This window comes from Pontiella desulfatans, assembly GCF_900890425.1.
Lineage (GTDB): Bacteria > Verrucomicrobiota > Kiritimatiellia > Kiritimatiellales > Pontiellaceae > Pontiella > Pontiella desulfatans.
In genome coordinates this window covers 90,756-114,833 of the sequence record NZ_CAAHFG010000004.1, presented here as the reverse complement: position 1 = coordinate 114,833, position 24,078 = coordinate 90,756, and the positions used below count along the sequence as shown (strand labels likewise).

General features: G+C 56.4%; 17 protein-coding genes. 11 read left to right on the top strand and 6 right to left on the bottom strand.

The genetic code is table 11. The features are described from left to right. Positions 1–44: 44 nt before the first annotated feature. Together E9954_RS26050 and E9954_RS26045 are read right to left on the bottom strand one after the other, a co-directional pair. Entirely contained in the window at positions 45–1,634 is a 1,590-nt protein-coding gene (locus E9954_RS26050) for a glycerol-3-phosphate dehydrogenase/oxidase (protein ID WP_136082234.1), read from the bottom strand. A gap of 1 nt (position 1,635) precedes the next feature. Continuing rightward, positions 1,636–2,730, bottom strand: coding sequence for an AI-2E family transporter (locus E9954_RS26045; protein ID WP_168442612.1), 1,095 nt, complete (start codon positions 2,728–2,730; stop codon positions 1,636–1,638). 169 nt (positions 2,731–2,899) lie between these two features. Here E9954_RS26045 and E9954_RS26040 point away from each other — a divergent pair, with 169 nt between their 5' ends. The 6 genes from E9954_RS26040 (at position 2,900) to E9954_RS26015 (ending at position 9,208) form a co-directional block, all read left to right on the top strand. Further along, positions 2,900–3,472, top strand: coding sequence for an RNA polymerase sigma factor (locus E9954_RS26040; RefSeq protein ID WP_136082232.1), 573 nt, complete (start codon positions 2,900–2,902; stop codon positions 3,470–3,472). Continuing rightward, entirely contained in the window at positions 3,469–5,553 is a 2,085-nt protein-coding gene (locus tag E9954_RS26035) for a YfbK domain-containing protein (protein WP_136082231.1), read from the top strand. The genes E9954_RS26040 and E9954_RS26035 overlap by 4 nt, the downstream gene beginning before the upstream one ends. 135 nt (positions 5,554–5,688) lie before the next feature. Further along, positions 5,689–6,468: a TIGR00282 family metallophosphoesterase gene (locus E9954_RS26030; protein ID WP_136082230.1), complete on the top strand. Its 780-nt coding sequence runs from the start codon at positions 5,689–5,691 to the stop codon at positions 6,466–6,468. Further along, positions 6,468–7,799: an exodeoxyribonuclease VII large subunit gene (gene xseA / locus E9954_RS26025; protein ID WP_136082229.1), complete on the top strand. Its 1,332-nt coding sequence runs from the start codon at positions 6,468–6,470 to the stop codon at positions 7,797–7,799. Before E9954_RS26030 ends, xseA begins: the two co-directional genes overlap by 1 nt. Positions 7,800–7,823: 24 nt before the next feature. Continuing rightward, complete coding sequence (locus E9954_RS26020; RefSeq protein ID WP_136082228.1) at positions 7,824–8,057, top strand: exodeoxyribonuclease VII small subunit; 234 nt, start codon at positions 7,824–7,826, stop codon at positions 8,055–8,057. Next, positions 8,054–9,208, top strand: a complete 1,155-nt coding sequence (locus E9954_RS26015; RefSeq protein WP_136082227.1) for a S1C family serine protease — start codon at positions 8,054–8,056, stop codon at positions 9,206–9,208. Before E9954_RS26020 ends, E9954_RS26015 begins: the two co-directional genes overlap by 4 nt. Positions 9,209–9,363: 155 nt before the next feature. Here the strand turns inward: E9954_RS26015 and E9954_RS26010 are convergent, their stop codons facing one another. Both E9954_RS26010 and E9954_RS26005 read right to left on the bottom strand, forming a co-directional pair. Continuing rightward, entirely contained in the window at positions 9,364–10,581 is a 1,218-nt protein-coding gene (locus tag E9954_RS26010) for a hypothetical protein (RefSeq protein WP_136082226.1), read from the bottom strand. After that, on the bottom strand, positions 10,581–11,987 hold the full coding sequence (locus E9954_RS26005) for a MotA/TolQ/ExbB proton channel family protein (RefSeq protein ID WP_136082225.1): 1,407 nt from the start codon (positions 11,985–11,987) through the stop codon (positions 10,581–10,583). Before E9954_RS26005 ends, E9954_RS26010 begins: the two co-directional genes overlap by 1 nt. Positions 11,988–13,126: 1,139 nt before the next feature. On the opposite strand from E9954_RS26005, the gene E9954_RS32785 reads away from it, so the two are divergent. From E9954_RS32785 to E9954_RS25985, 5 genes are all read left to right on the top strand, one after another. Continuing rightward, the gene (locus tag E9954_RS32785) at positions 13,127–13,264 is read left to right on the top strand and encodes a hypothetical protein (RefSeq protein ID WP_168442611.1); all 138 of its coding nucleotides are present in this window, start codon (positions 13,127–13,129) and stop codon (positions 13,262–13,264) included. Between the two features lie 62 nt (positions 13,265–13,326). Beyond that, positions 13,327–14,724 carry a hypothetical protein gene (locus tag E9954_RS26000; protein ID WP_136082224.1) on the top strand — a complete coding sequence of 466 codons (1,398 nt, stop codon included), beginning with the start codon at positions 13,327–13,329 and terminating at the stop codon, positions 14,722–14,724. A 19-nt stretch (positions 14,725–14,743) separates the two neighbouring features. Next, complete coding sequence (locus E9954_RS25995) at positions 14,744–15,217, top strand: hypothetical protein (RefSeq protein WP_136082223.1); 474 nt, start codon at positions 14,744–14,746, stop codon at positions 15,215–15,217. Positions 15,218–15,264: 47 nt separating this feature from the next. Then, on the top strand, positions 15,265–15,642 hold the full coding sequence (locus tag E9954_RS25990) for a hypothetical protein (protein WP_136082222.1): 378 nt from the start codon (positions 15,265–15,267) through the stop codon (positions 15,640–15,642). A gap of 14 nt (positions 15,643–15,656) precedes the next feature. Beyond that, positions 15,657–16,355, top strand: a complete 699-nt coding sequence (locus E9954_RS25985) for a hypothetical protein (protein ID WP_136082221.1) — start codon at positions 15,657–15,659, stop codon at positions 16,353–16,355. A 226-nt stretch (positions 16,356–16,581) separates the two neighbouring features. On the opposite strand, the gene E9954_RS25980 is transcribed toward E9954_RS25985, so the two are convergent. Together E9954_RS25980 and E9954_RS25975 are read right to left on the bottom strand one after the other, a co-directional pair. Continuing rightward, positions 16,582–17,490 (bottom strand): trypsin-like serine protease, encoded by a 909-nt coding sequence (locus E9954_RS25980; protein ID WP_246046751.1) that lies wholly within the window; start codon positions 17,488–17,490, stop codon positions 16,582–16,584. 17 nt (positions 17,491–17,507) lie between these two features. Then, positions 17,508–24,050, bottom strand: a complete 6,543-nt coding sequence (locus tag E9954_RS25975) for a hypothetical protein (RefSeq protein WP_136082219.1) — start codon at positions 24,048–24,050, stop codon at positions 17,508–17,510. Between the last annotated feature and the right edge of the window lie 28 nt (positions 24,051–24,078).

Here is a 24,078-nt window from a genome sequence, read left to right as displayed (position 1 = left end):
CATATTGCGCGCGACAATCGGTGTCAAAAACTTTAAAGGAGAACTCAAGACCGAAGCGGTTGGCCGAAGTAGCGTTCGATCTCGGCTTCGGCGTTCTTTCCGAAGAGGATTTTGGCGGCCTCGGCCAGCCCCGGATCGCACCGCAGCGATGCGCGGTGTTCGGTGAGCGCGAGGCGGGTGCGGCGGCGCAGGAGGTCGTCGAGGCAGACCACCATTTCGCGTTCGGCCATCAGGTGCAGCTCGGCGCGCAGCAAGCCGCCCATCGTTTTTTCGGCCAAGGCCGGACTGAAGCGAATCTTTTCCAGGCATTGGAAGGCTTCCTTGCCATAGCGCCTCCAGAGCCGGTCGATCTGTTCCCCGTCCAGTTGGTGTTTCCGGCATTCGGATTCAAAGCGGTTGCGCTTTTGGATCGAGGGTTCGCCATACCAGGATTCCAGCGATTGGAACATGTGGACGCCGAACGATTCGATGATTTCCGTAACCTCTTCGCCGACATTGATGCAGTCGGTCAGCTTGCCGCCATAGATGCTGCAGAGGTGGCGCTCGGGATGAACGTCGATCTCGTGCTTGCGGGAGAGCGCCGTCCATTCGGAATTGCCGACGTTGGCTTCCTTCTTCACCACCAGCGGGCGGACGCCGCAGCGCTGGGCGATGACATCGTTCTTGGTTAGCGGTTGATCGAGTTTCAGCAAGGTGTTGGCGTTTTGCAGCAGGAATTCCACATCGTCGTTGGAGGGTTCGGCCACCTCGTTATCCACGCGTGTGTCGGTGGTGCCGATGCAGGTGCGGTTGCCCATGGGAATCATGAAAAACAGTCGGCCGTCCGATGCAAAGAAGGTTAGCACGTGGTTGGTCTTGGTGATTTGCCGGACAATGATGTGCGCGCCCTTTGAAAAGATATGTTTGAAGGGGCTGTCGATCCGCAGCATGGCATTGATCCGGTCGGTGTAGGGGCCGGCCGCGTTGACGAGCGTTTTGGCCCGCAGCGAAAAGGCCTCGCCGGAAATAGGATCGCGCAGGGCGCATTCCCAGTGTCCGTTTTTCCACTCGCCGGAAACCAGTTCCATATAGTTGATGGCGTTGCAACCCTTCTGCAGCACCTTGCGGATAAAGCTGAAGGCAAAGCGGGTGTCGTTTTCGACAAAGTAGCAGTCGGAATATTCCAGCCCTCCGGCCAGGGGCGCGGTGTTCACCCTCGGCGCCTCCTTGCGGATGCGGGCCACCGAAAGCAGGCGCGGCGGCCGCGTGCGGCAACGCCCCATGAACCAGTAGAGCAGGGCGCCGAGATAGATCAGAACCCTGGGTTTCCGGAAGCCTTTGGCAATGCTGGTGAAGAAGCGGATTTCCCGCACCTGGCCGGGGTAGGCATCCATCAGCTGGTTGCGGCTTTTGCACAATCCCCATACCAGGGGAAACTCATAGTTCTCAAGATATTTGATGCCGCCCCAGGCGAGGTTCGAACTTTCCTGCGAGGTGAACGAGGCGAAGTCGGCCTTGTCGATCACCGTCACCTTCGCCCCCTTGCCGGCCAGCGCGGCGGCGGCCACGGCGCCGTTGATTCCCGCGCCGATCACCAGGCAATCCTGGATGTCGCGTTTGGCGTGTTCGATGCACTGGGTGCGCAATTCACTCATGTTAGTCGATGTGGACTTTCACGTTTTTGAGTTTCAGCACGTCGTAGGAATAGACCTCGCGGACGAAGACAATCAGGGTGGCGAGGATCGGAACGGCCAGCACCAGCCCCAACGCACCCAGCGCCATGGTGATCAGCAGCTGGAACAGCATCAGGAAGCCGGCCGGAATGTTGAGCTGCGCCTTCACCACCTGCGGGGTGATGATGTTGCTTTCGGTGAATTGGATGGCGAGGTAGACGGGAATATAGACGAGTAGCTTGCCCGGGTCGGCATAGGCCAGCGTGAAGATGCCGATCGGGATGATCGGTAGCACGGCGCCGATGTTCGGGATAAACGTGGCGAGGCCGGCGAACAGCGCCACCACCATCGCGTTGGGCATGCCTAGGATGACGCCGAGAATGAACCAGACCAACAGCACGATCACGGTAACGGAAAAGAGCTGGGCATTCAGCCATTTCGTGAGCGTGGTATAGAGGGTGCGGACAATTTCCTTCGTCCGTTCGTGGTTGTCTTTGGGGACAAGGTAGAGGAAGGCCTTGATATAGCTCTGGGGATCGAGCAGGAAAAAGACGGCAATGAACAACACAAGGCCCAGGTTGACCAGGATGCTCGCAATGATCCCGATCCCCCCGAGCAGGTCGGGCGCAATCGCCATGCCGGACTTGACCAACCAGTTGAACACGTTCCGGATGGCGTTGGCATCCAGCGGCTCCTTGGCATTGGCCTCCGGAATCTTCGGCATGATGCCCTGGGCGGAAGGCGTTGCATGCCACCACTCCCCATAGGCCACCTTGGCCTTTTCAGCGGCGGCGGGGACTTCGTTCACCAGCTCGCCAACCCCTTTCCCGAGCGTCGGGATGATCCACAGCGAAAGCAGGGTGATGGCCGTAAAGCTGAAGCCAATCGCCAAGGCGAGCGCCAGCCCGCGCTTGACCCCTTTCCGCTGCAGAAACAGCATCGGCTGGGCAATCGCGATCGCAATGACAACTGAGGCAAAGGCCAGCACCAGGATGGAGCGGGTCGACCAAAGCGCCGTCGCCACGGCGAGAAGCAATACGGTGGCCAGCACGCGCTTGATGTATTCACTGAATGGCATGCGTATCTTCCCCCAAGGTTCATGGAACGGCGAAACCATAGACGATTGCCATCTTGCCAACAATTTTTCCGCGAACTTTTTTCCGGCATTTGCAAAGATGCCCCCGGCGGCAGGCGTATCCCCATTGCCAGCGGGTGCTGGCGAATGAAAGGAAGAAGGGAAGAAGGGAATGATGGATTCGAAAAAACAGGTGAAGGGCCAGGAATCCAGCAAGCCCTCCCACCCCATATCCAATCCCTCAACGTTGGAGGACGCCATGCAAGAATATCAAACCGCCCTGTTGCGCTACGCCACCCGCGTGCTCAACAGCGAGGATGCCGCGCAGGATGTCGTGCAGGAAGCCTTCATCCGCCTGCACGGAAACCTCGAAAAAATCTCAGCTCGCGGAGTCCAGCTCAAGGGTTGGCTCTTCCGCACCACCCACAACGCCGCGGTCGATTATATCCGCAGGGAATCCCGCCGGCGCAGCCTGCACGAACGCCAGTCGAAGCAGGCCGACCTCTTTGCGAACGATCCCGGCGCCCAGCACGAGCGCGACGAAAAACAGGCACTCGTGATGCGGCACCTCAACACGCTCAAACCCAAGGAACGCGAGGTGCTCGTGCTGCGGCTCCAGGAAGGGATGTCCTACAAGGAGATCGCCGGCGTTCTCAAACGCTCCGAGGGCTATGTTGGAACCCTCATCCACAACGCGACCAAGAAGCTTTCCCAAAGCCTGCGCCAGGCGGGGGTGGTGTCATGAAAAACTGCAAACCATTTGAAAAACAACTCGTCGCCTATCTCCACGGCGAACTATCCGAAACCGATTTCCAGGCGCTGGATCGGCACCTCGAAACCTGCACCTCCTGCCGCGCCGAGCTCGAAGCCCGGCGCTCCACGCTCGAACTGCTCGGCGAAGCGCTCGAAACCGCGCCCGCCCCCGAACGGTTGGATGCCTGGCGGGATCTGCCGCACCGTCCGTCCGCACATCGCATGACACTGGCCGACTGGTGGTTCAACCCCCGCTTCCGCGCCGGCCTCGTTACCGCCGCGGCTTGCAGTGTATTCATCTTCCTCAGCCTCAGCCTCGTCGTATTCAACGTCGTCCAAAAGGAGGAAAAGGCCTTCGTCGCCGATGAAGTCGCCTTCGAAGCTCCGGTGCCGGAAGGTCCCCGCATGGAACTCAAGAAATTGAAGGTTCCGGTCAAGGAGAAGGTGGCCATGCCCAAGCCCGCGCTCCGCAAACGGATCGTTGCCAAGTCCGGGCCCGAATTCCCGCAGGCCACCGCACCCGAACCGGCGCCGATCGTATATGCTGAATCAGTGGCTGCCACGGATGGGCTTGCGTTTGGTCATGCCGGAAACTTCAGTGGGTCAACAGTGGTGGTTGGAAAGGAAGTTCTGGCCAGGGGCGCTGTTTGGCGCGATACCCCGGCCCAATTCAACACCGAGCAGTACGACCGGATTGTCGATAACGCCTTCAAGGCCTCGATGGAAAATCCGCTCTCGACCTTCTCGATCGATGTCGACCGGGCGGCCTATGCCAACGTCCGCCGCTTCCTGACGCAGAGCAACCGGCTACCCCCTCCGGACGCGGTGCGGATCGAGGAGATGGTCAACTATTTCGACTACGACTATCCCCAGCCCAAGGGCGAGGATCCGTTCGTGGTCTCGATGGAGCTCGCCGACTGCCCGTGGAACGCCGGGCACCAGCTCGCGCTGATCGGCCTGCAAGGCCTGGAGATCGAAACCAAGGATCTGCCGCCCAACAACCTGGTCTTCCTGCTCGATGTCTCCGATTCAATGAACAACCCGGCCAAACTGCCCCTGCTCAAGTCCGCCATGCGCCTGCTCGTCGAACAGCTCCGGCCCGAAGACCGCGTTTCGATCGTGGTTTACGCCGGCGCCGCCGGAATCGTGCTCGAACCCACTTCCGAAAAAGGCCGGATCCTCGAGGCCATCGAGCGCCTCAACGCCGGCGGCTCCACCGCAGGCGGCGCGGGCATCGAACTGGCCTACAAAACCGCGCAGCAAAACTTCATCAAGGAAGGCAACAACCGCGTCATCCTCGCCACCGACGGCGACTTCAACGTCGGCGTCAGCTCCGACGGCGCGCTCACCCGCCTGATCGAGGAAAAGCGCGAGTCCGGCATCTTCCTCACCGTGCTCGGGTTCGGCACCGGGAACTACAAGGATTCCAAGATGGAAAAACTGGCCGACCAAGGCAACGGCAACTATGCCTACATCGACGACATCCTCGAAGCCAAGAAGGTACTCGTCAGCGAAATGGGCGGCACCCTCGTCACCATCGCCAAGGATGTCAAGGTGCAGGTCGAATTCAATCCGCGCAAGGTCAAGGCCTACCGCCTGATCGGCTATGAAAACCGCATCCTGGCCAAGGAAGACTTCGACAACGACCAGAAGGATGCCGGCGAACTCGGGGCCGGCCACACCGTCACCGCGCTCTACGAGCTCGTCCCCGCCGGTTCCGACGAAGAAATCCCCGTGGCCGGAAAGCTCAAATACCAAAAGACCAAGCTGCTCGCCAGCGATGAGCTGATGACCGTCAAGTTGCGCTACAAGCAGCCCGATGCCGACGTCAGCAAGCTCATCACCGAAACCGTTGCCGCGAGCGCCGCCCTGGCCATGGAAGAGGCTCCCAACATTGGCTTTGCCAGTGCCGTCGCCGAATTCGGCCTCCTGCTCCGCCACTCCGAGCACAAGGGCTCCGCCAACTACGACGCCATCCTCCGCCGCGCCAAGGCCGCGAAAGGCGCCGACGAAGAAGGCTACCGCGCCGAGTTCATCCGCCTCGTCGAAAAAGCCCAACTCCTCGACCGCTAACCCCCTGCAAGCGTCTAATTAGAATTCACGGCCGTGAATTCTAATTAGACGCTTGCAGCAGGAAGAGAAGGTGCGGATTCCTCGACACCGAGGGGCTTTCATGTATTCTCCGTTCCAATTATTGGGAGAGAACAGATGAGAGTTTTAATGGTTGGGGATATTGTCGGGAAGCCGGGGCGCAATGCCTTCACGCAGGTGGCGGCGCGCATGAAGCAGGAGGGGCAGGTGGATTTCATCATCGCCAACGGCGAGAACGCCGCTTCAGGGCGGGGCCCCACGCCGGAGATCGCCAATGCCTTGCTCAATGCCGGCGCCGATGTGGTGACGCTCGGCGACCACGCCTGGGATGCCAAGGAAATGGTGGCCGGGATCGATCTGGAGGAGCGCATCATCCGTCCGGCCAATTTTCCGAAGGGTGCGCCCGGGAAGGGCTTTGTTCGGGTGGACACGCCGGAAGGGCCGCTGGTGGTCATGCAGCTGATCTGCCGGGTTTTCATGCAACCCGGCTATGATTGCCCGTTCCAAATGGCCGACCGCATGCTCAACGGGCAACTGGGTTCCGATTCGGTTATCTTTGTGGATGTCCACGGCGAAGCCTCCTCCGAGCGCATGGCGATGGGGCGCTACCTCGATGGCCGGGTCTCCGCCGTTTTCGGCACGCATACCCACTGCCAAACCTCCGACGAGACCGTCTTTGAAAAGGGAACGGCCTACATCACCGATCTCGGCATGACCGGCCCCAAGGATTCGATCCTCGGGCGCGAGGTCGAGCCGGTGGTCGCGAAGTTCCTCACCGGTGTCCCGCACAAGTTCGATGTCGCCAAAGGCAAGCCCACCCTCGAGGGTGCCATCGTCGATGTGGACATGAAGACCGGAAAAGCCCACTCCATTGAACGGATCCGGATTGAGATTTAATGGGCGCAAAGCGTCAGCTTTATTCCGTATCCGACATCAACCGCAAGGCGCGGATGGTGCTGGAGGGGGGCATCGGCGAAGTGTGGGTGGAGGGCGAGCTCTCGCGGGTTACGATCCACTCGAGCGGGCATTGGTATTTCACGCTCAAGGATGAAGCCGCCGCGGTCTCGTGCGCGATGTTTTCCCGCGACAATGCCGCTGTGGGGTTCAGGCCGAAGGATGGGCTGAAGGTGCAGATGCTTGCGCGCCCGAGCCTGTATGAAGCAAGCGGCCGCTATCAGCTGATTGCCTCCGAGATGGAGGAGGCGGGCAAGGGCAACCTGCAGGAGCAGTTTGAAAAACTAAAGGCCAAGCTCCGGGACGAAGGGCTTTTCGACGAGGCCCGCAAGAGGCCGTTGCCCATCCTGCCCAGGAAGATCGGGGTGGTCACCTCGCCGACGGGCGCGGCGATCCGCGACATCATCAATGTGCTGACGCGGCGCTTCCCGAACATCGGCATTCTGCTGATTCCCGCGAAGGTGCAGGGAGCCGGGGCGGAGCTGGGCATTGCCAAGGCCATCCGCTATTTGAATACCCGCAACGACATCGATGTGATGATCGTCGGACGCGGCGGGGGATCGATCGAGGATCTTTGGGCGTTCAATGAAGAGGTTGTCGCGCGGGCGATCTTTGAATCCGGAATTCCGGTCATTTCCGCCGTGGGGCACGAGATCGATTTCACGATCGCCGACTTTGTGGCGGATGTACGTGCGCCGACGCCCTCGGCCGCCGCCGAGCTGGCGGTTCGCGAGAAGGGCGATCTTGAAGACACGCTTTCGCTCTATGACCGGCGCCTGAAGCAAAGCCTGAAGACGATGAGCCAGGATTTCCGGCTGCGGCTCAACCGGGCGGAACATAGCTATGTGTTCCGCGAGCCGGCGACTTTGGTGAAGCAATACCGGCAGACGGTTCAGGCGATGGAAACGCGCATGGCCGATTTGCTCAAGCTGGATGCGCAGGCAAAAGCGAGCCGGCTGGAGAACGCGAATGTCCGCATGGCGCACCTGCTGCAATCCGGCGTCCGGCAGGCGCATCAGCGGGTGGATGAGCTGGGCATGGTGATGCAGCACCAGATGGAGCGCAAGGCCGAGCACGACCGCCAAAAGCTCCAGCGTTTGGGGAGCCAGCTGCGCATGCTCAATCCGTTGGCGGTGCTGGGGCGCGGCTACAGCCTGACCCGCAAGCCCGATGGCACGGTGGTGCGGAGCGCCGATGGGGTCGAGGTGGGCGAGCCCCTTGTTACCTTGCTCGCCGACGGGAAATTGGTTTCAAATGTTACAGGAAAAGAGTAAGCAACTCCGGTTGGGAGACGAACGATGACGGAAAAGAAAAGCGCGGATTTCGAGCAGTCGCTGGAGCGGCTGGAGGAATTGGTCGAGCAGATGGAGAGCGGCGAGCTGAGCCTCGAGGAGATGATCAGGCATTTCGAGGAGGGGTCCAAGCTGGTCGAGGTCTGTTCCAGGAAATTGAACGAGGTTGAGCAGAAGATCGAAAAGCTCGTCAAGAAGGATGGCGAGCTGAAGCAAGTCCCGTTCGAGGTTGAGGAATGATGGGTCGCAATCGATGGATGTTGGTTGGGTTCTGCGGGGTGATGGTTTTGAGTGCATTGGTCTCCGCCGTCCGCCGGCAGCAGGTTGTGCCCGGTGAGCCGGTCGAGCAGCATGAGCCGGTCATGCATGTGCCCGAAAGCCGTTTTTCGCCGCGGCAGCGCCCGGTGGACGAATACAACCCCGCACGCACCTACAGCGAAGCCATCGCCGATGCCGTGGAAAAGGTGATGTGCTCCGTGGTGGTCATCCGCACGGGGAGGCAGCAGAAGGTAGTCCGGCCCATTATCCCCGGATGGGGGCGGGTCGAGTGGGAAGAGCTCATGGGCGAAGGCTCGGGAATCATTATCGATGAGAACGGCTATGTCTTGACCAGCTGGCATGTGATTGACAAGGCGGAGTTCATCGAAATTGTCTTGAACGATGGAACCAAGCTGCCGGCGCACGAAATCGGGCATGATAAGGCGACCGATCTGGCTGTCTTGAAGTTCGAACCGAAAAAACCGCTATGCCCGGCCGTCGAATTCGGGGATTCCGACAAGGTGCGCGTCGGGGAGGTGGCCATTGCGATCGGTTCGCCGTTCAGCCTGCAAAGCTCGGTGACCGTCGGGCACATCAGCCAGAAAGGGCGGCGGGTGCAAATCCTGCCCTACGAAGACTTCATCCAGACCGATGCCGCAATCAACGAAGGCAATAGCGGAGGCCCCTTGATCGATGTGGACGGCCGTTTGATCGGCGTGAATGCCGCCGTCAAGACCGAGGCCGAAAAGAAGGGGGTGGGCATTGCCTTTGCCATCCCGGTAAACCTGGCGGTCAGTGTCGCCAATTCCATCATCGAAAAAAAACGGCATGAATGGCCGTGGGTCGGTTGTTTCTTCCAGTCCACCGGGACGGAATACAAGGGAATCTACGACGGCGCCAGCGTGGTCATCTCGGATGTCTTTGCCGATACCCCGGCGGCCCGGGCCAGCCTCCAGCCGGGGACGGCCGTGTTTGCCGTGGACGGGATCCCGGTGAAGGATGAATACGACGTTAAGCGCATCATCTTCAACAAGTCGGTGGGCAAAAGCATCAAACTCCTTCTGCTGCTGAATGAACAAAAGCAGGAGGTTGAGCTGGAGCTTGAAGAGTTTCCGGGCATTACCCTCTACTAAGAAAAAACGCCGGAGCAACCGATGCTACGGCGGTTAGTTAAATATGAAGTATGAAAGATGAACTATGAAATCGGGTCTGCGACTTCATCCCTCGTGGTTCATCCTTCATCTGTTGGTAGCGGCTTTGCTTCGTTGGGATTTCCCGCGCAAGCGGGCTAGCCATCCTGCCGAAGTCCGCGAACCACGGCCTGGTCGAACCCGAGCGGTTCGAGGAACTCGCCCATCAGCCATTCCGGGGGTGTGCCGCCTACTGCCGTCTTGATGCAATAGTCGGCATAGGCGTTCCAGGCGTCGCGATGAACCAGCAACGGCGGCAGATAGGCCTTGGCACTGGAGCCATCGACGATGGCCTCCGAGATCTTGCGCTGGGCTTCGGCCGCTCGGGCATACTCCTCTTCCTGCTCGACCGGCATCGTGCTGCCGGCCGTAGTGGCCAGACGCATCAATTTGTCCTGCTCGGAAGTGGTGCCCTGCGGATAGCTGAACCGGCGGTAATCCTCTGCCGCTTCCGCGAATCCGCTCTTCTCGAAAAAGTCGATGCGCTTGTTGGTGTGCTCGGCGGGGCTGCTCCAGGCTTTGCCCAGATAGACCACCTCCGTGAGACCCGACGAGAAGCCGGCCAGCCAACCCAGGCGCCCGTTCTCGACGTCCTGCGGCAACGTGAATACGCTGTGGCCGATCATGATGCGGTGTGCGTCGTCGTCCGACTCCAGCACCTCGATGAAGATCTTGGTACGGGCGTTCAAATAATCGTTCGCCGCACGGCGCGGGAAGAGCTGGTGGTCGTACACCGGCCAGGCCATCGCCATCGTCTTGAGTGCCAGCTCGTTGTCGGGCGTGGCGGCGTAGCCGTCGGCCTTTCCAGGCTCAAGCAAAATGCTCTTGTGCGAAAACTTCGGAAGCATGAGCGCGGTCTGGTTTCCGGCGACCGGGAACGAACCGGGCTCGATGCCTGCCGCCAGCAGCAGGAAGTTGTACGCCGTGAGGTCGCACTGCCCGAGGAACGACTGCCCTTCCTTCGCCGAAACGGTGAGGCCGTCCTTGACGGTCGTTTCCGAATGGGCGGACGAGGGGCTGAACAGGTTGACCATCACGAACGGATGGCCCCCATAGACGGCCCGCTCGACCGCGAGGCGGTCGGACGTCGTCTTGGAATAGTCCGCATTCTGGGCCTGGACATAGAGCCAGGGGCGGGTTGCCCCGCCGCTGAAGTGGTTCGGCTCGATATAGACGTTGAGCTGTTCCACCACATTCAGGGCAAGCACCACCACGAGGGTGATCAACACGATGACCGTGCAAAGAACCATGTCCGAGAAGGACTCATAGATGCCCTCGGAATCCGAGGGCGCTTCATGACGGGTTGCCGCACGCATTACGCCACCTTCTGGGTTGCTTCGTGAGTCGTCTTCTGGCTGATGAACTGCTGGATCGAGTTGGCCGCAGTCGAGAGGTGCCCGGCAATTTCCACGGCCTCGCTGTCGAGCTTCGCCTTGGCCATGGTGACCATCTCGCCGGTGGCCTTGCTGATGGCGCCATGCAGCTCGCCAACCGCGCCCTTCAGTTCCTGGCTAGTGCCATCGACGGAAAGTTTGAAGTCGGCCAGGGAGCCGGCAACCGTGTCGCCTGCCTGCTGGACGGAGCTGTTGAGGCTCTCGAAGGCTTCGCTTACGCCCTCGCCGCAGGTGCCGAGGGTTGCATTGATTCCGCCGAAGGCTTCGGTCACGCTTTCGCCGCACGTCGCCAGGGTTGCGTTGATTCCACCAAACGAGTCGTGCATCTCTTCGCCCGATTTTTCAATCGAGGCTTTCACCGTGCCAAAGGCTTCGTGCACATCTTCGCCGGCCTTCTCGATGGATTCGTTGAAGGTACCGAAGGAGCTGCCGATTTCGCTGCCGAACACGGCCATCTGGTCGGTCATGCCGTTGATGCATTCCTTGGTGGCATCCATGGCGTGGTTGCCCGCTTCGGTCAGCGAGTTCCCGAAGCTCTTCATGGTGGCTTCGAACGATTCGGTCAGCTTGACCGTAATGGATTCGATTTCCTTCTGCATGGCACCGAAGCTGTCGATAACCTTCGAAACCTGCTGGTTGAGCTCCTCTTCCTTGCTTTCGAGCTTGGCCACGAGGTGGCTGCCGGCATATTCAGCCGCTTCCGCGCATAGTTCCGAAAGGGAGTTGAGCTGGGATACCGCAACCGCGCGCAGGATCAGGCCGCCCATGGCGCCGAAGAAGGTGGTGTAGAAGGCGGTGCCCATGCCCGATACGGTGGCCTTCAGCGCTTCCATCATCGTGGTGCGCGATAGGCCGATGTTCTCGACCATGCTGCCCAGTCCGGAGATCGACATGATCAATCCCACAACCGTGCCCAGCAATCCCATGGAAATGATCAGACCTGCCATGATCGTAACCACACGTACGCGGGAGTTGTGTTTGGAGTGGTAGGTGTCGATGGCGGTATACACATCAACGGTTTCGCCCTTTTCCTTATATTCCTGGAGCCGCTGGAAGACCGAGGCGAGATCCTTGTTCCCCTTGGATTCCGGAATCGAATTGGACTCGCTGATTTTTGCCAGCACTCCCCATTCGGAATGCAGCTGTTTCGCGGCACGGAAAGAAAGAAGCAGGCCGGCTCCGAAGAAGGCGGCAATGACAAAGCTCATTCCCGTGCCATCGGCTTCGAAGCCTGCGAGCAGTTGGTTTCGGGTAACAATACCCATCACGAGCGATAGGCCGCCAGCCCATATGCTCCACGATACTATCGGTTTGATCTTGGTCTTCATTAGTGGTTACTCCCGTTCGTTGGTTAACTGGTTCATATGCATCGCCGGCTAGTGAAGCAGATTGCATGCCACTCGTGCTACGGAACCGTTCAGGGCTTAATTCCAATTATATGATGCTGAAAACTTTTCAGTTCTGCGAAAAAAAGGATGTGCGACACAGGAATGGAAATGCGAAACGAAATAAACCCTTTGTGGGACTTGCTTCAAGGTTGGCGACTCCAGATCCGGGCAAAAAGAAGACCTGCAATTGCAGGCCTTTAAAGTATGGCGAGGATGACGGGAGTTGGATTCATGTAATAATATGAGCGTATAAATTCATTGGTGGTTAATAGGTGGTGTTATGGAAAATCTGTGGGAGGATTACACTGCCGTACGAGCAGCCACGGATGGAGTTGTAGGCTTTGCGGTACTTTGCACGGACTTCGATATATATGCCGGTCATACGACTTAATCTTTCCTCAGGTGTGCTCTCCTTGGTGGGAGCCAGAGCAAGTGGTTTGGTGACGGGGGGTAAAAGGGCCATTGCTCCCTTTCCGCTAAAAGCAATTGGCCTTTTCAGGCTTAGAGTTGAAGTGTCGGGTTAGCCCGAGCTCCCCATCCAATATCTTTCAGTCCCACTTGCACCCTATCCTTACCGACCTTCCGGCGACCAAGTGCTTAGACCCAGTTTGGAAGCTCTATCTTGGAGGCGCGGTAAAAAGTGTCGAAAAGAAGACTCATTTGGATCTGAAAAGACGTTTCCCATGAGTTCTCCGACAGTACGGGGGCGGGTGTTCCCACCAGGCCGCGGCGGTGCTAGGTTGCTCCCCGAATGAGGCGATTTATGGCCCGGAATTTGACAATTGAACAGATCGCAAAACCACTCAGGGCGACAGTACGGGGGCGGGTGTTTGAGCCGAGCCGCCACGATGCTATGTTCCCCCCAATTGAGGTGATTATGGACCGGAATTTGAAATTGAATCGATCGCGAAACCATCCAGGGGCGACAGTACGGGGGCGGGTGTTTGCGCAGCCCGGCGGGCGTGCTAGGTTGCGTCCCAATGAGGTGATTTTTGGCTCGGAATTTAACAATTGAATCGACCGAGAAAGCGATAGTCAAGCAGGTGGTGATACCACCTATTTGTGATCGGAAGACGGTTATGCGGATTCTTGAACTTGGGTATGAGCAGGTGAAGCGGCTGCAGTACGAGGGTTACCTGAAGGTGCATCCAGGCTTCAGCAATCCGGTCAGATACACGGGAAGGAGTGTTCGCGATGTATTCAATGGGGAAATCTGAGTTTAGGAACCCAGATGAGTACGAAAGCAATAATAAAGAGCGAACATAATTAGGAATGTTTGGTGAGCAGTAAAAAACTAAAACTAAACCATGTGATCTGGGCGCTGGATCCGATACGCCGGAAGATCGAGGCGGGGATGCCGATGCTGGATGACGGAGCATTGGCGTGCCTGGCGCGGTTGGAGATGCTGGTGAAACGGAATGCTGCGGGCGTGAAGGGTGATGGCTGTGTCTACACGGATACGGGACAGAAGGCGGACAAGGATTGGGTTCGGCGTCGGTTGGCGCGGATGAATCCGTCGCGGATAGCTGCGGTGGATCGGAACCTGACGGCCTTGCGGGCTGCCGACGAAGTGTCGTTCGATAAACGGGGTAGGCCTTATCTAAAGCATTGGGCGGCGGATAAGAAGCGGTCGAAGAACAGTGCAAGCGAGGATAAGACGCTGAGGTCGGACGAGGAGATCGTTTCGGCATCGGTAGAATTGCTTGGCTGGTATTTGCGTTCGGGGGAGCCCCGGACGGTGGATGCTCTGTGCCATTGGCTCGGGGCAAAGTTAAAGAAGTGTCCGGTGCGGACAATGCCGCGCATCGTGGAGCTGTTGGAAGCTGGCGGTGTATTGTTGATCGAGGACGGGGTTCTTTCGGTTTCGGGTGAGTATCTTCCCTCGCCGCCTTCGGCGGCTCGCCCCCCCCCTCGTTCGGGAGAGGCAGGAGAGCAGGAGACGGAAGCTCCGGCTGCGCCGGAGACTTTTCCTACAGAAGATATAGAACCTATAGCAGGAGAGGATTTCTCTGAAATCCCTATAGATCCTATAGGGGGCGATGCCCCTAACCCCGCTAGCGCGGGGCTAGGAACCGCATCGGCGGGAGAGGGGGGGGGCGAGCCGCCGAAGGTGCACGTTGACCCCGATTCTCCACCCATTCCCGTTGGTCAAGGCAGGGGCAGCCATGCAGGTAGAAAGTCGGGCGGCGGGGTAGCCGGGCTGCCGGCGGTAGTTCCGACGCCGGGCGGAAAGAGACGTGCGCGGCGAAACCAACGCCTGGGCGGTTTCGACCGGTCGTTGTCGGGTAAGGTGTACCGGGGCTGGGTGGATGGAACGCATCCGCACCCGCGGCGTACGAAGGATGAGTTGGTGGAGTTCCGGTCGGTGCATGTACACGATTGCGACCTGATTGACGGGATGTTGTACCTTGCGCCGGACGGCAAGCCGCCGAACCCGGCCAAGGAGGAGGGCGGGCAGGAAAGCCTGTTCAAGTATGCGCTGGGCCGGATCAATATAGCGGCGGGTGGCGCGAGTGCGGCGGACGATAAGGTGCGGCGGGTGTTGGTGGAGTTTGTGGAGGATATCCAGGAGCAGAAGCGGCATGACCAGAAACCGTTCGACTGCGATGCTTCGGTGCTGTTTGAAAAGCTGATGGATTTAGAGGCGGATCTAGCTGGATGGAAAGACGTGAACTAAAATGAATGGAGAAAGTATAATGGAAGAATCTGTAGACACTCAAATCGAAGTTGAACCTGTCGAGTTCCGCCGGATGAGCAGCATTGCTTGGGGTGATTTAAACAAGGGTCTTCCCAAGCACTGGGATGATATGACGCCGGCAGAGCACAGTGAATTCCGTATCCGGATGATGGTGCTTGTTTGCGGATCTGTCGTTCGAGAATACGGGTTTGATGATAAAACTTATGTAATGTCGGTAGTAACCCGTATAATCGTACTTCACGGCTTCGTTTTGCAGCATATGCCAGAAGAGAGAGGTGTGTTTAATGATGGTCCCGAATCTTCAATACTCCACATTGCGTTGATTGAGGCGGCCGCGACTTGTCCGGTCATCATTGGGGCGGATAAACATTATGCATTTGAGCAAGATACACTTCTCTCCATAGCGGCTAAAATCAGGGCCAATAAGAATGCAGCCGCAACACGAATGCCTCCCGTTGGTCGCGCGTTATAACAGATTGTATTTAATCGGATACCATGCAAGTCGAGCCGAGGGTAATAATGTCCAGAAATGTCTCAGATTTGAGTGAAAATCAGTTGCGGGTGCTGCCCTTCCTGATCAGCAACTCCTGTGTTGCCCAGGCGGCGCAAGAGGCGCGGGTGTCGGCGAAGCAGATTTATCGCTGGCTCCAGGAATCGAAACCATTCCGTGATGAACTCCGCTCCCGCCAGATGGCTCTGGCTGACGCGGCGATGAGCAACCTGCTTTCGCATATGCAGAAGGCGGTGGACACCTTGATTGATTTGCTGGAGTCGGATAAGCCGACGGTTCGTCGGGCGGCAGCCCGAGATCTTCTGGATATGGTGTTTAAGCTGAAGTCTGTCGATGATCTGGAGAAGCGATTGGAACAACTTGAAGAACTGGCAGGTATGCAATGATCAGGAAGAAGCAAATGAAATCGATCGAGCACAAGTTGGAGGAGAAAAAAACACCGAAGGAATGGGCTACCTGGATCGCGGGCCGCTTTTCCTGTTGCGGCTCAGTGGACGAATACCTTCTGAATGCCTATTCATGTTCCGACATGCAGCGCTGCGACTTTTGGCGCCCCCAGACCATTGGTGCCGACAAGAGCCAAAGAGACAGGAAGAACAGCGGGGCTCATCGGGGAAATGCGACGGAAACATACATGCTCACCATACTTGCCATGGATATTAACGAGCACCTGGAGGATTTCATTCAACAGCACCAGTTGCAGCTCATTCACTTGGCAACGGTGCGAGAGCTTTATGACGCCAAGCTGGAAATCCTGAGTTATACTCAACCGAGTGACCGGGAAGAGCAGGAGTCAGGATATGGTCACCAGATTGCATCCAACTTTGAATTGCTCACGCAGGTCGTATGCGTAATTAGAGGCGCACTCATGGCTACGGGCAGGATTAAGGATGATCATTTTTTCGGGGCGGATTTCTTAACACGGAATAATCGAGAGGGATTGGCTAGGTTACTCGACAGCTACGATGGGTACCCGATGACAACAATGGTGATGTTGAGATATTGGTGGAAACCAGCACCGACTTGCAAAGTTGGACGCCGGTCTATTCCGGCAGTGCCGGCACCAGCAACAACGCGGCGTTTATCAGAACCCGCTTGATTCAGAACTAGATAGGAATAAAGTCTAGGTTGGCAGTAATGATTAGGTGAATGTGCAGATATGAATCAGGATGAAGTCCGTGATCGGCACCCGCGGTATGGAACTTTCCTGGTGCGTGCGGATGGAAAGGAAGTCCTGGAACAGAATTTCGGGGATGTCGGACCTCGGTTGATTCCGGTGGAGGATGATGAACCGTGAAGGGGAGTGGTTTAATGAAAACAGCGCCTCATTTCTTGCGACCACAGAGATAAACCGTAATGACTCCAACTCCAAGCAGCAGTACGCTAGATGGCTCAGGCACCGTCAGCCCGGTGGTGGAGGCAATCCACTCCCACTCGTTGTTGAGAGATATTCCGCCGCCGATGTCGCCGAAAAGTCCTCCGTAGCCTTCGGTAAAGGTATTTAGTCCAACCAGTGAATCACCGACCAGTAATGGGCCGCCGGAGTCCCCCGGGCCAATGATGGTTTCAATATTGTTTCCTAAACCGTCCCCGGTATTTGGATCATCAAAGTCATACCGAAAAAGTATGCCGTCCCCGGAGGTCTGAAAATCATCAATCACATTGTAGCCAATGCGCCTGTCTGTAAGTGAGGCCGATGTGGTGTACCCATAGCTGCCGTAGCCGGAGCGGCCGTAACCGACCAGCGTTGCGGTCGCATCCTGTGCCAGGGAATCACCAAGAGTTGGAAAAAGAAGATCAGGCAACGGATCGTCAAAATAGAGCAGCGAAAGGTCGTGATGGATGGATGGATTGGAAAAACCTGTAAAATCAGGATGGATACTGTAACTGCTGGGAGTATACACACCGTAGCCCGGCAGATGAAGATCAACGCCAAGCCCATCGTCCACTAAGCCATCGTCATTGAAATCAACATTGTGCCCTGCCGTCAGAACCCAATTTTCTGAGAGCGCCACTGCCGATCCACGATAGTTATAACCGCCGGCCAAGATGTCGAGAGCTCCTACATAGCTATATCTATCCACAGTATCGAGGCGGCTGGATGGCGAATCATCGGGGAGAGAGAATTCCCCCCCTGCGAGGATCGCGTATACATGCGGTGCCAGAAGGAGCAGCGACACAATATATATAACCCGCATAGCTGGCATCTTAACCACCCTGAGAAGGCAAAGCATGTTCAATAGCTTTATCCTTATTGTTGTGCATCGGCCGGTATTTGAAAATCGGATGAAAGTATAGACTGGGATGTTGATGCATCGAGTACCTCACCTGTCTGTTGCAATCGATAGTCCCTATACCACTCACACGTCAGATTTAGCCAACGTTCATTAGCAAAATGAACTTCGCGCCATTTAATCGGTTCGAGTGGGTTGTTAGGGTCAGGCACATTCGTTCCTCCGTTATCAAGCCATGCCTCAAACTCATCTATACCGGGAGCCATATCCACACGAGTCATCGATCCGGAGGTATCAATACAGATAACAACTTCACGAGGGTGCAGTTCATTACTTCCGCCTTTACAACTGTTGTATGCAGAAACCAAGTGCTCAAAGGCAGGGTTCCGTGCAATTGAGCTACTATCAATTCCTGATGGATATGTTGTTTGCCCAATCGGAAAAATGTCGCCACTCGTATCGCCGGAAACCTCATAGACTGCAGCGTGTTCAGGCTCTCCATATTTTTTAACGAGGTCAGCCCACCATTCTACATCGGCATCCCAATTATCTGTGCCGCTAGGGTAATATACACTGTCGGCTTCATCAACAAAGACCATGATCATATCACCGCTACGAACGGTTAGGATTGCTTCATCGGATGTGATGCGTTGTTCGCCCATTTCCGCCTCAACATAGTAATAACCGGGGCTCATTTTCGAGGTGTTTGGGATGACGAAGGCAGAATCTTCGGAGTTGTTGTATAGGGGCGATCCATACTCGTGCTTATAGAGCCTCTGGAACCAATTGTATTCCACTCCCTCAAATGGTGATGTAATGCAGTCGAAACCGGCATCATCTCCTTTAACTACAGTGATGGACTCAGGTTGCTTGGTAAACTCCAATTCATCATCCGGGAAGATTTTCCAGCTCCAATTGTTCTCGTAGAGATTGGCCGACCACCCGAGACTTTCAAAAGCAATCCCGGCCGTCTCTAACACCCAGGCGGCATTAGCATCGACGTATCCACGCCACTCCTCCTCAACATTGCTGTTTCCAATTCGGAATCCACCGCGCACGCTAGGACCCGTTGACAAGCCAGCCAGGCCATACACCAGCATTTCAACTCTGGGATTTAGCGTTAAGCCGGCACCAAGCGTTATTTCCTGCCTGTTTTCAAAGGGAACGATCCCGGTAGAGACACTAAAATCAGAGATGGCCTTAAACTCACCATAATTATAATTCAGTCCAAATTCGGCTTCCATAGGTAGCTCGACACCTCCTTGAATTGTTAAAGAGCCCCCTGCCACATAATCCGCATCGACCGTCATGCCTAGTTGGATCTTGGCATAAACCGGGAGGAATCCTCCAATGCTTCCTAGGTATAGCCACCCCGACGGTTTTGCCTTTTCCGGCAACTCGAACACTTGGATGGTGTCGGTAAATTGAGCTGAAAGCTCAAGAGTACATACCGCCGCCGCATCAATATTTGCTACGGCCTTTGCTAGAAAGCGTTCCAGTTCTCCACCTCGGATTTGTAGTCTCGTAACTAGTTTCGGAGTAAGTAGAAAATGGAGCCTGTCAGCGTGGAATTGAATGCTTACAGCATCCCAATTATCAGCATGCATGCTGCCCGCTGAGCTGACCACTTCTCCATCAACGATGTATTCATGGCCACTGTTCCAGACCGTCATTTCCTCATTTCCAGTCGTCAGGTATGCTTCATATTTTCCCGCTTGGTTTACTGTGTACGTAGATCCGTCCAAGGAAAATCCCACATCGTTAAATTGCACGATATTTTCTATTGCAATTGCCTTCGTGAAGTTTCCGTTGAAATCTGGTTCCAGCAGTACGGAGCTATCACTGATGCCCATCGTGCCATCCATGACAATATCGGTAAGTGTAATCTCCGTTGTGGATAGTGTTAATAACTGATTGGCGGAATCATCGGAAATACCGGTAATTTCCCGGTAGAATATTTCTTCCTCGCTCTCTGGTGTAAGATTGGCGAGTTTTGTGCCGATCGCAAAAAGGGGAGCCTGCCCGGTGTATGAAATCACAAGAGCACCTGGTTCAACTCGTTCCAGCATCCATGAATCAGCAGTGCCGGACATCCGGATTGGACCGCCCGCCATCTTCTCGGCGATAATTCGAGTTGGAATGGAGCCGATTTGTTGGCCTGAGCGTTGGGCGTCCGGAGAACCAAAGACAAACAAGTTGGTATCGACCACGGAATCCAATTCCAGATCAAACGACCACGTATTGGTCATTGCCTGCCCTAAGACATCGGCGGCGATCAGTGAAACAACGATCTCTTCTCCGTAATAGCCCAATGCATCATCGCCACCTCCATCAAAAGTTAATACGCCGTTCCCGTAGGAAAGCTGGGCATCTTCCAGTGAAAAAGTGCCAATGCCTCCAACTGACAGGTGAATGCTGTTAGTGTCGATTCCTGAGGAATCGTTGAGCGCAACGGAAATCGTGTCAAACCGGGGAATGGCATAGCCTCCATCGGCAGGGTAATACGAATCAATTTCCGGGGGCTCGACATCATACTGTACTACTCGGTAAAATTCGGCTTTCTCAGTTACATTGAAGGCATATGAGTCGGCATATCGCAAAGATAGGGCAGGGTAGCCTTCAACCGGGAACCAATCGAACAGGTTGGTTGAAGCCTGAAGCTCATAGCGAAAACCGGGACTTGTCTGCCAGGCCACTTGAAGTGAGTTGCTCGAATCCCACCAATTCGCAGAATAAAGATTGATTGGCAAACCGATTGCGAACGCTGCTGTTGTGGGATCCATACCGAGCTCGACCTCAATTCCATCTGCAATGCCATCGCCGTCACCATCGGAATTGGTTGGATCCGTTCCTGCATTGAATTCTCCCTGGTTGTCGAGTCCATCGCCATCCGGATCCGCATCCGTCGTAGCATCCTCGCCGTACAGGCCGTGGTCTGACGCCCAAATCTCGAACATTGTCGACTGGATATTGAAGGAGAAGCCGGCAAGGACGTATCCTGGGTTGCTGTTGATGTAGGAATGATCGTTGCCGAAGGTAAGGCTTTCTCCGGCAACCACCACAATATTCGAATCAGATACATCCCATGTTCCATTGGATTCCGGCATATCGATGGGATAGATATAGGTTCTCGCGGACGCATCCAGTTGTGCCCTCTGAACTCCTTCTCCACCGCTGCAATCAGTCCAGCTCATGCTAAGAATATTCAGTCCGTGGGCATAGGACGCATCCAGCGATGCGTAGATCTCTTCACTGCCCGGATCATCGAGCTTATTCTGATCCATTCCCTGAACTCCCAGTCCACCGTGGTCTCCCTGATCTGTCAAATGCAGGTCGCCACTGCCCGTTATGTCGATGAAGAAGCTGGTTCCGTAGGAGGGCGTATAACCTGTGTAGCCAGCAAAACCATCCCAGGCATCTACGGCGGCAATGACATCGTGATTCGTTGATGTCGTTGAAGCGTCAAGTGCGACATTGCCGGATCCATCTACTGCAAAGTCAAGCATGATGGCACCTGGCGCAGTACCTGCCGGCAGGTTGTTGGTAAAAAAGACAAACACCCCTCCGCTGCAGGGCGTGGTTGAAAATTCGCCGTAGTCTATGTTGAAGGTTACCGGGTCACCGGTACCGACAGGCCCCGGGCCGGAGGCAGCACCCCAGTAGCACTGGCTCGCGTCAACTTCTGCAGTTCCTTCGTTATTAATTGCGTAGCTCGTATTCCCCGAAAAATCAGTCTTGTTGCAGAGGGTAGTGGTGGTGGTGCCGGAGAGGATGTGAATGGCGGTATCAAACCCTTCAAGGTTGCAATACTGCACATTGAGTTGTCCTCGATAGTTCCTGATGGCCTCATCGACGGAGCCGGTATGGTTGAATCGGCAGTTCCGGAAATAGGCATCGCCGGTGTCATCCAGATACACCAGGTATGTTTGTGAGGCGCTGCTGGTAAACAATACGCCAATGGCATTCAGTGCTCCTGCCGAGGATGATCCCACTTTCAGATAGCTAGAGCCACAATCTACAGTTAGTCCCGGCTCGATGGTTAATGTCGCACCGCCGTTGATCGTAAATGTTTGGCGAAGCTTTATGGGGCGGCCTCCTGTCGCGCCAGGGTGCCATGTCCAGTCATCAACCATGCTGGCACCAACTGTAATTGCGTCGTACGTGCAGTCGGTAAAATCGCAGGACACGGAGGTCTGAAGGTTTCCTGAATTCCACTGCACGGGATAGGAATAGTTGGTGACAGTGCAGCTGTCAAGCGAGAGGTTTCCCTCGGAGAAGATGGGGTAGGTGCTCCGGCTGCCCGTGTCGCGAAACTCGCAGTTGGCCAGCACCGCGGTGCCGCTGTCTTCCACGTTGACCGCGGTGCTGTCGTCCAGAAAGGTTGCGCCGTCGGCGTTGAGATAGCCGGGGCGAAGGGACGACGTGCCGTAGCTGTCGTATCCAACAATCAATGAATCCGATGTGCCGTCGATGACCGTTCCGGGGAGGATGGTTAGCGTGGCGTTTTTGTAGATTCGAACCGTGCCGTTAAGAAAATAGGTCCGGTTCTGTGTTGCGGCCGGCGAGAAAGTCATGTCCGTGATGATGCTGCCTCCGACATAGGGGCCGTCGGAGCTGCACCCGTTGAAGTCGTTGGCCCCGGAGAAAGAAAGGTTGTTTACGTCATTGAGGTACCAGTACACGGGATAGGTGTAGTTGGTGACTGTGCAGCCGTCGAAGGAGAGGCTGCCCTCGGAGTAGATGGGGTAGGAGCTCCGGCTGTCCGTGTCGCGGAACTCGCAGCTGGCCAGCACCGCGGTACCGCTTTCTTCCACGTTGACCGCGGTGCTGTCGTCCAGAAAGGTTGCGCCGTCGGCGTTGAGATAGCCGGGGCGAAGGGACGACGTACCGAAGCTGTCGTATCCAACAATCAACGAATCCGATGTGCCGTCGACGACCGTTCCGGGAAGGATCGTTAGCGTGGCGTTTTGGTAGATTCGAACCGTGCCGTTAAGAAAATAGGTCCGGTTCTGTGTTGCGGCCGGCGAGAAAGTCATGTCCGTGATGATGCTGCCTCCGACATAGGGGCCGTCGGAGCTGCACCCGTTGAAGTCGTTGGCCCCGGAGAAAGAAAGGTTGTTTACGTCATTGAGGTACCAGTACACGGGATAGGTGTAGTTGGTGACTGTGCAGCCGTCGAAGGAGAGGCTGCCCTCGGAGTAGATGGGGTAGGAGCTCCGGCTGCCCGTGTCGCGGAACTCGCAGCTGGCCAGCACCGCGGTGCCGCTTTCTTCCACGTTGACCGCGGTGCTGTCGTCCAGAAAGGTTGCGCCGTCGGCGTTGAGATAGCCGGGGCGAAGGGACGACGTACCGAAGCTGTCGTATCCAACAATCAACGAATCCGATGTGCCGTCGACGACCGTTCCGGGAAGGATCGTTAGCGTGGCGTTTTGGTAGATTCGAACCGTGCCGTTAAGAAAATAGGTCCGGTTCTGTGTTGCGGCCGGCGAGAAAGTCATGTCCGTGATGATGCTGCCTCCGACATAGGGGCCGTCGGAGCTGCACCCGTTGAAGTCGTTGGCCCCGGAGAAAGAAAGGTTGTTTACGTCATTGAGGTACCAGTACACGGGATAGGTGTAGTTGGTGACTGTGCAGCCGTCGAAGGAGAGGCTGCCCTCGGAGTAGATGGGGTAGGAGCTCTGGGTGTTCGTGTCGCGGAACTCGCAGTTGGCCAGCACCGCGGTGCCGCTGTCTTCCACGTTGACCGCGATGCTGTCGTCCAGAAAGATTGCGCCGTCGGCGTTGAGATAGCCGGGGCGAAGGGACGACGTACCGAAGCTGTCGTATCCAACAATCAACGAATCCGATGTGCCGTCGACGACCGTTCCGGGAAGGATCGTTAGCGTGGCGTTTTGGTAGATTCGAACCGTGCCGCTAAGAAAATAGGTCCGGTTCTGGGTCGCGGTCGGCGAGAAGGTCATGTCCGTGATGATGCTGCCTCCGACATAGGGGCCGTCGGAGCCGCATCCCGCGAAGTCGTTGGCCCCGGAGAACGAAAGGTCGTTCACGTCATTGAGGTTCCAGTATACGGGATAGGTATAGTTGGTGACTGTGCAGCCGTCCAAGGAGAGGCTGCCCTCGGAGTAGATGGGGTAGGAGCTCTGGGTGTTCGTGTCGCGGAACTCGCAACCGCTCAACAATGCTGAGCCGTTATCCTCCACGCTGATCGCGGTGGCGGAGTCGAGAAAGGTGGCGCCGTCTGCATCCAGGGTTCCGGCCCGAAGGGATGACGTACTGTAGCTGTCGTAGCCAACGGTCAAAGAACCTGCCGCACCGTCAATGACCGTGCCGGGAAGGATGGTTAGCGTGGCGTTCTGGTAGATGCGAATTGTTCCGCTTAGTACATATGGAGAGCCTGCGGGCTCCCAAGTCGTGTCACTGATGATCGTGCCGGAAACATCGGTTGCTTGGGCATAAGAGACGAAAAATGCCAGTAGTGATAGCATCAGGATGAACTTCTTGGAGAGCTCTGATCCAGGCTTCAGTAATGGTGTATGAGATAATGCATTTAATAGTTTCATGGCTGTCATACTCCTTTAGGCAAGAACC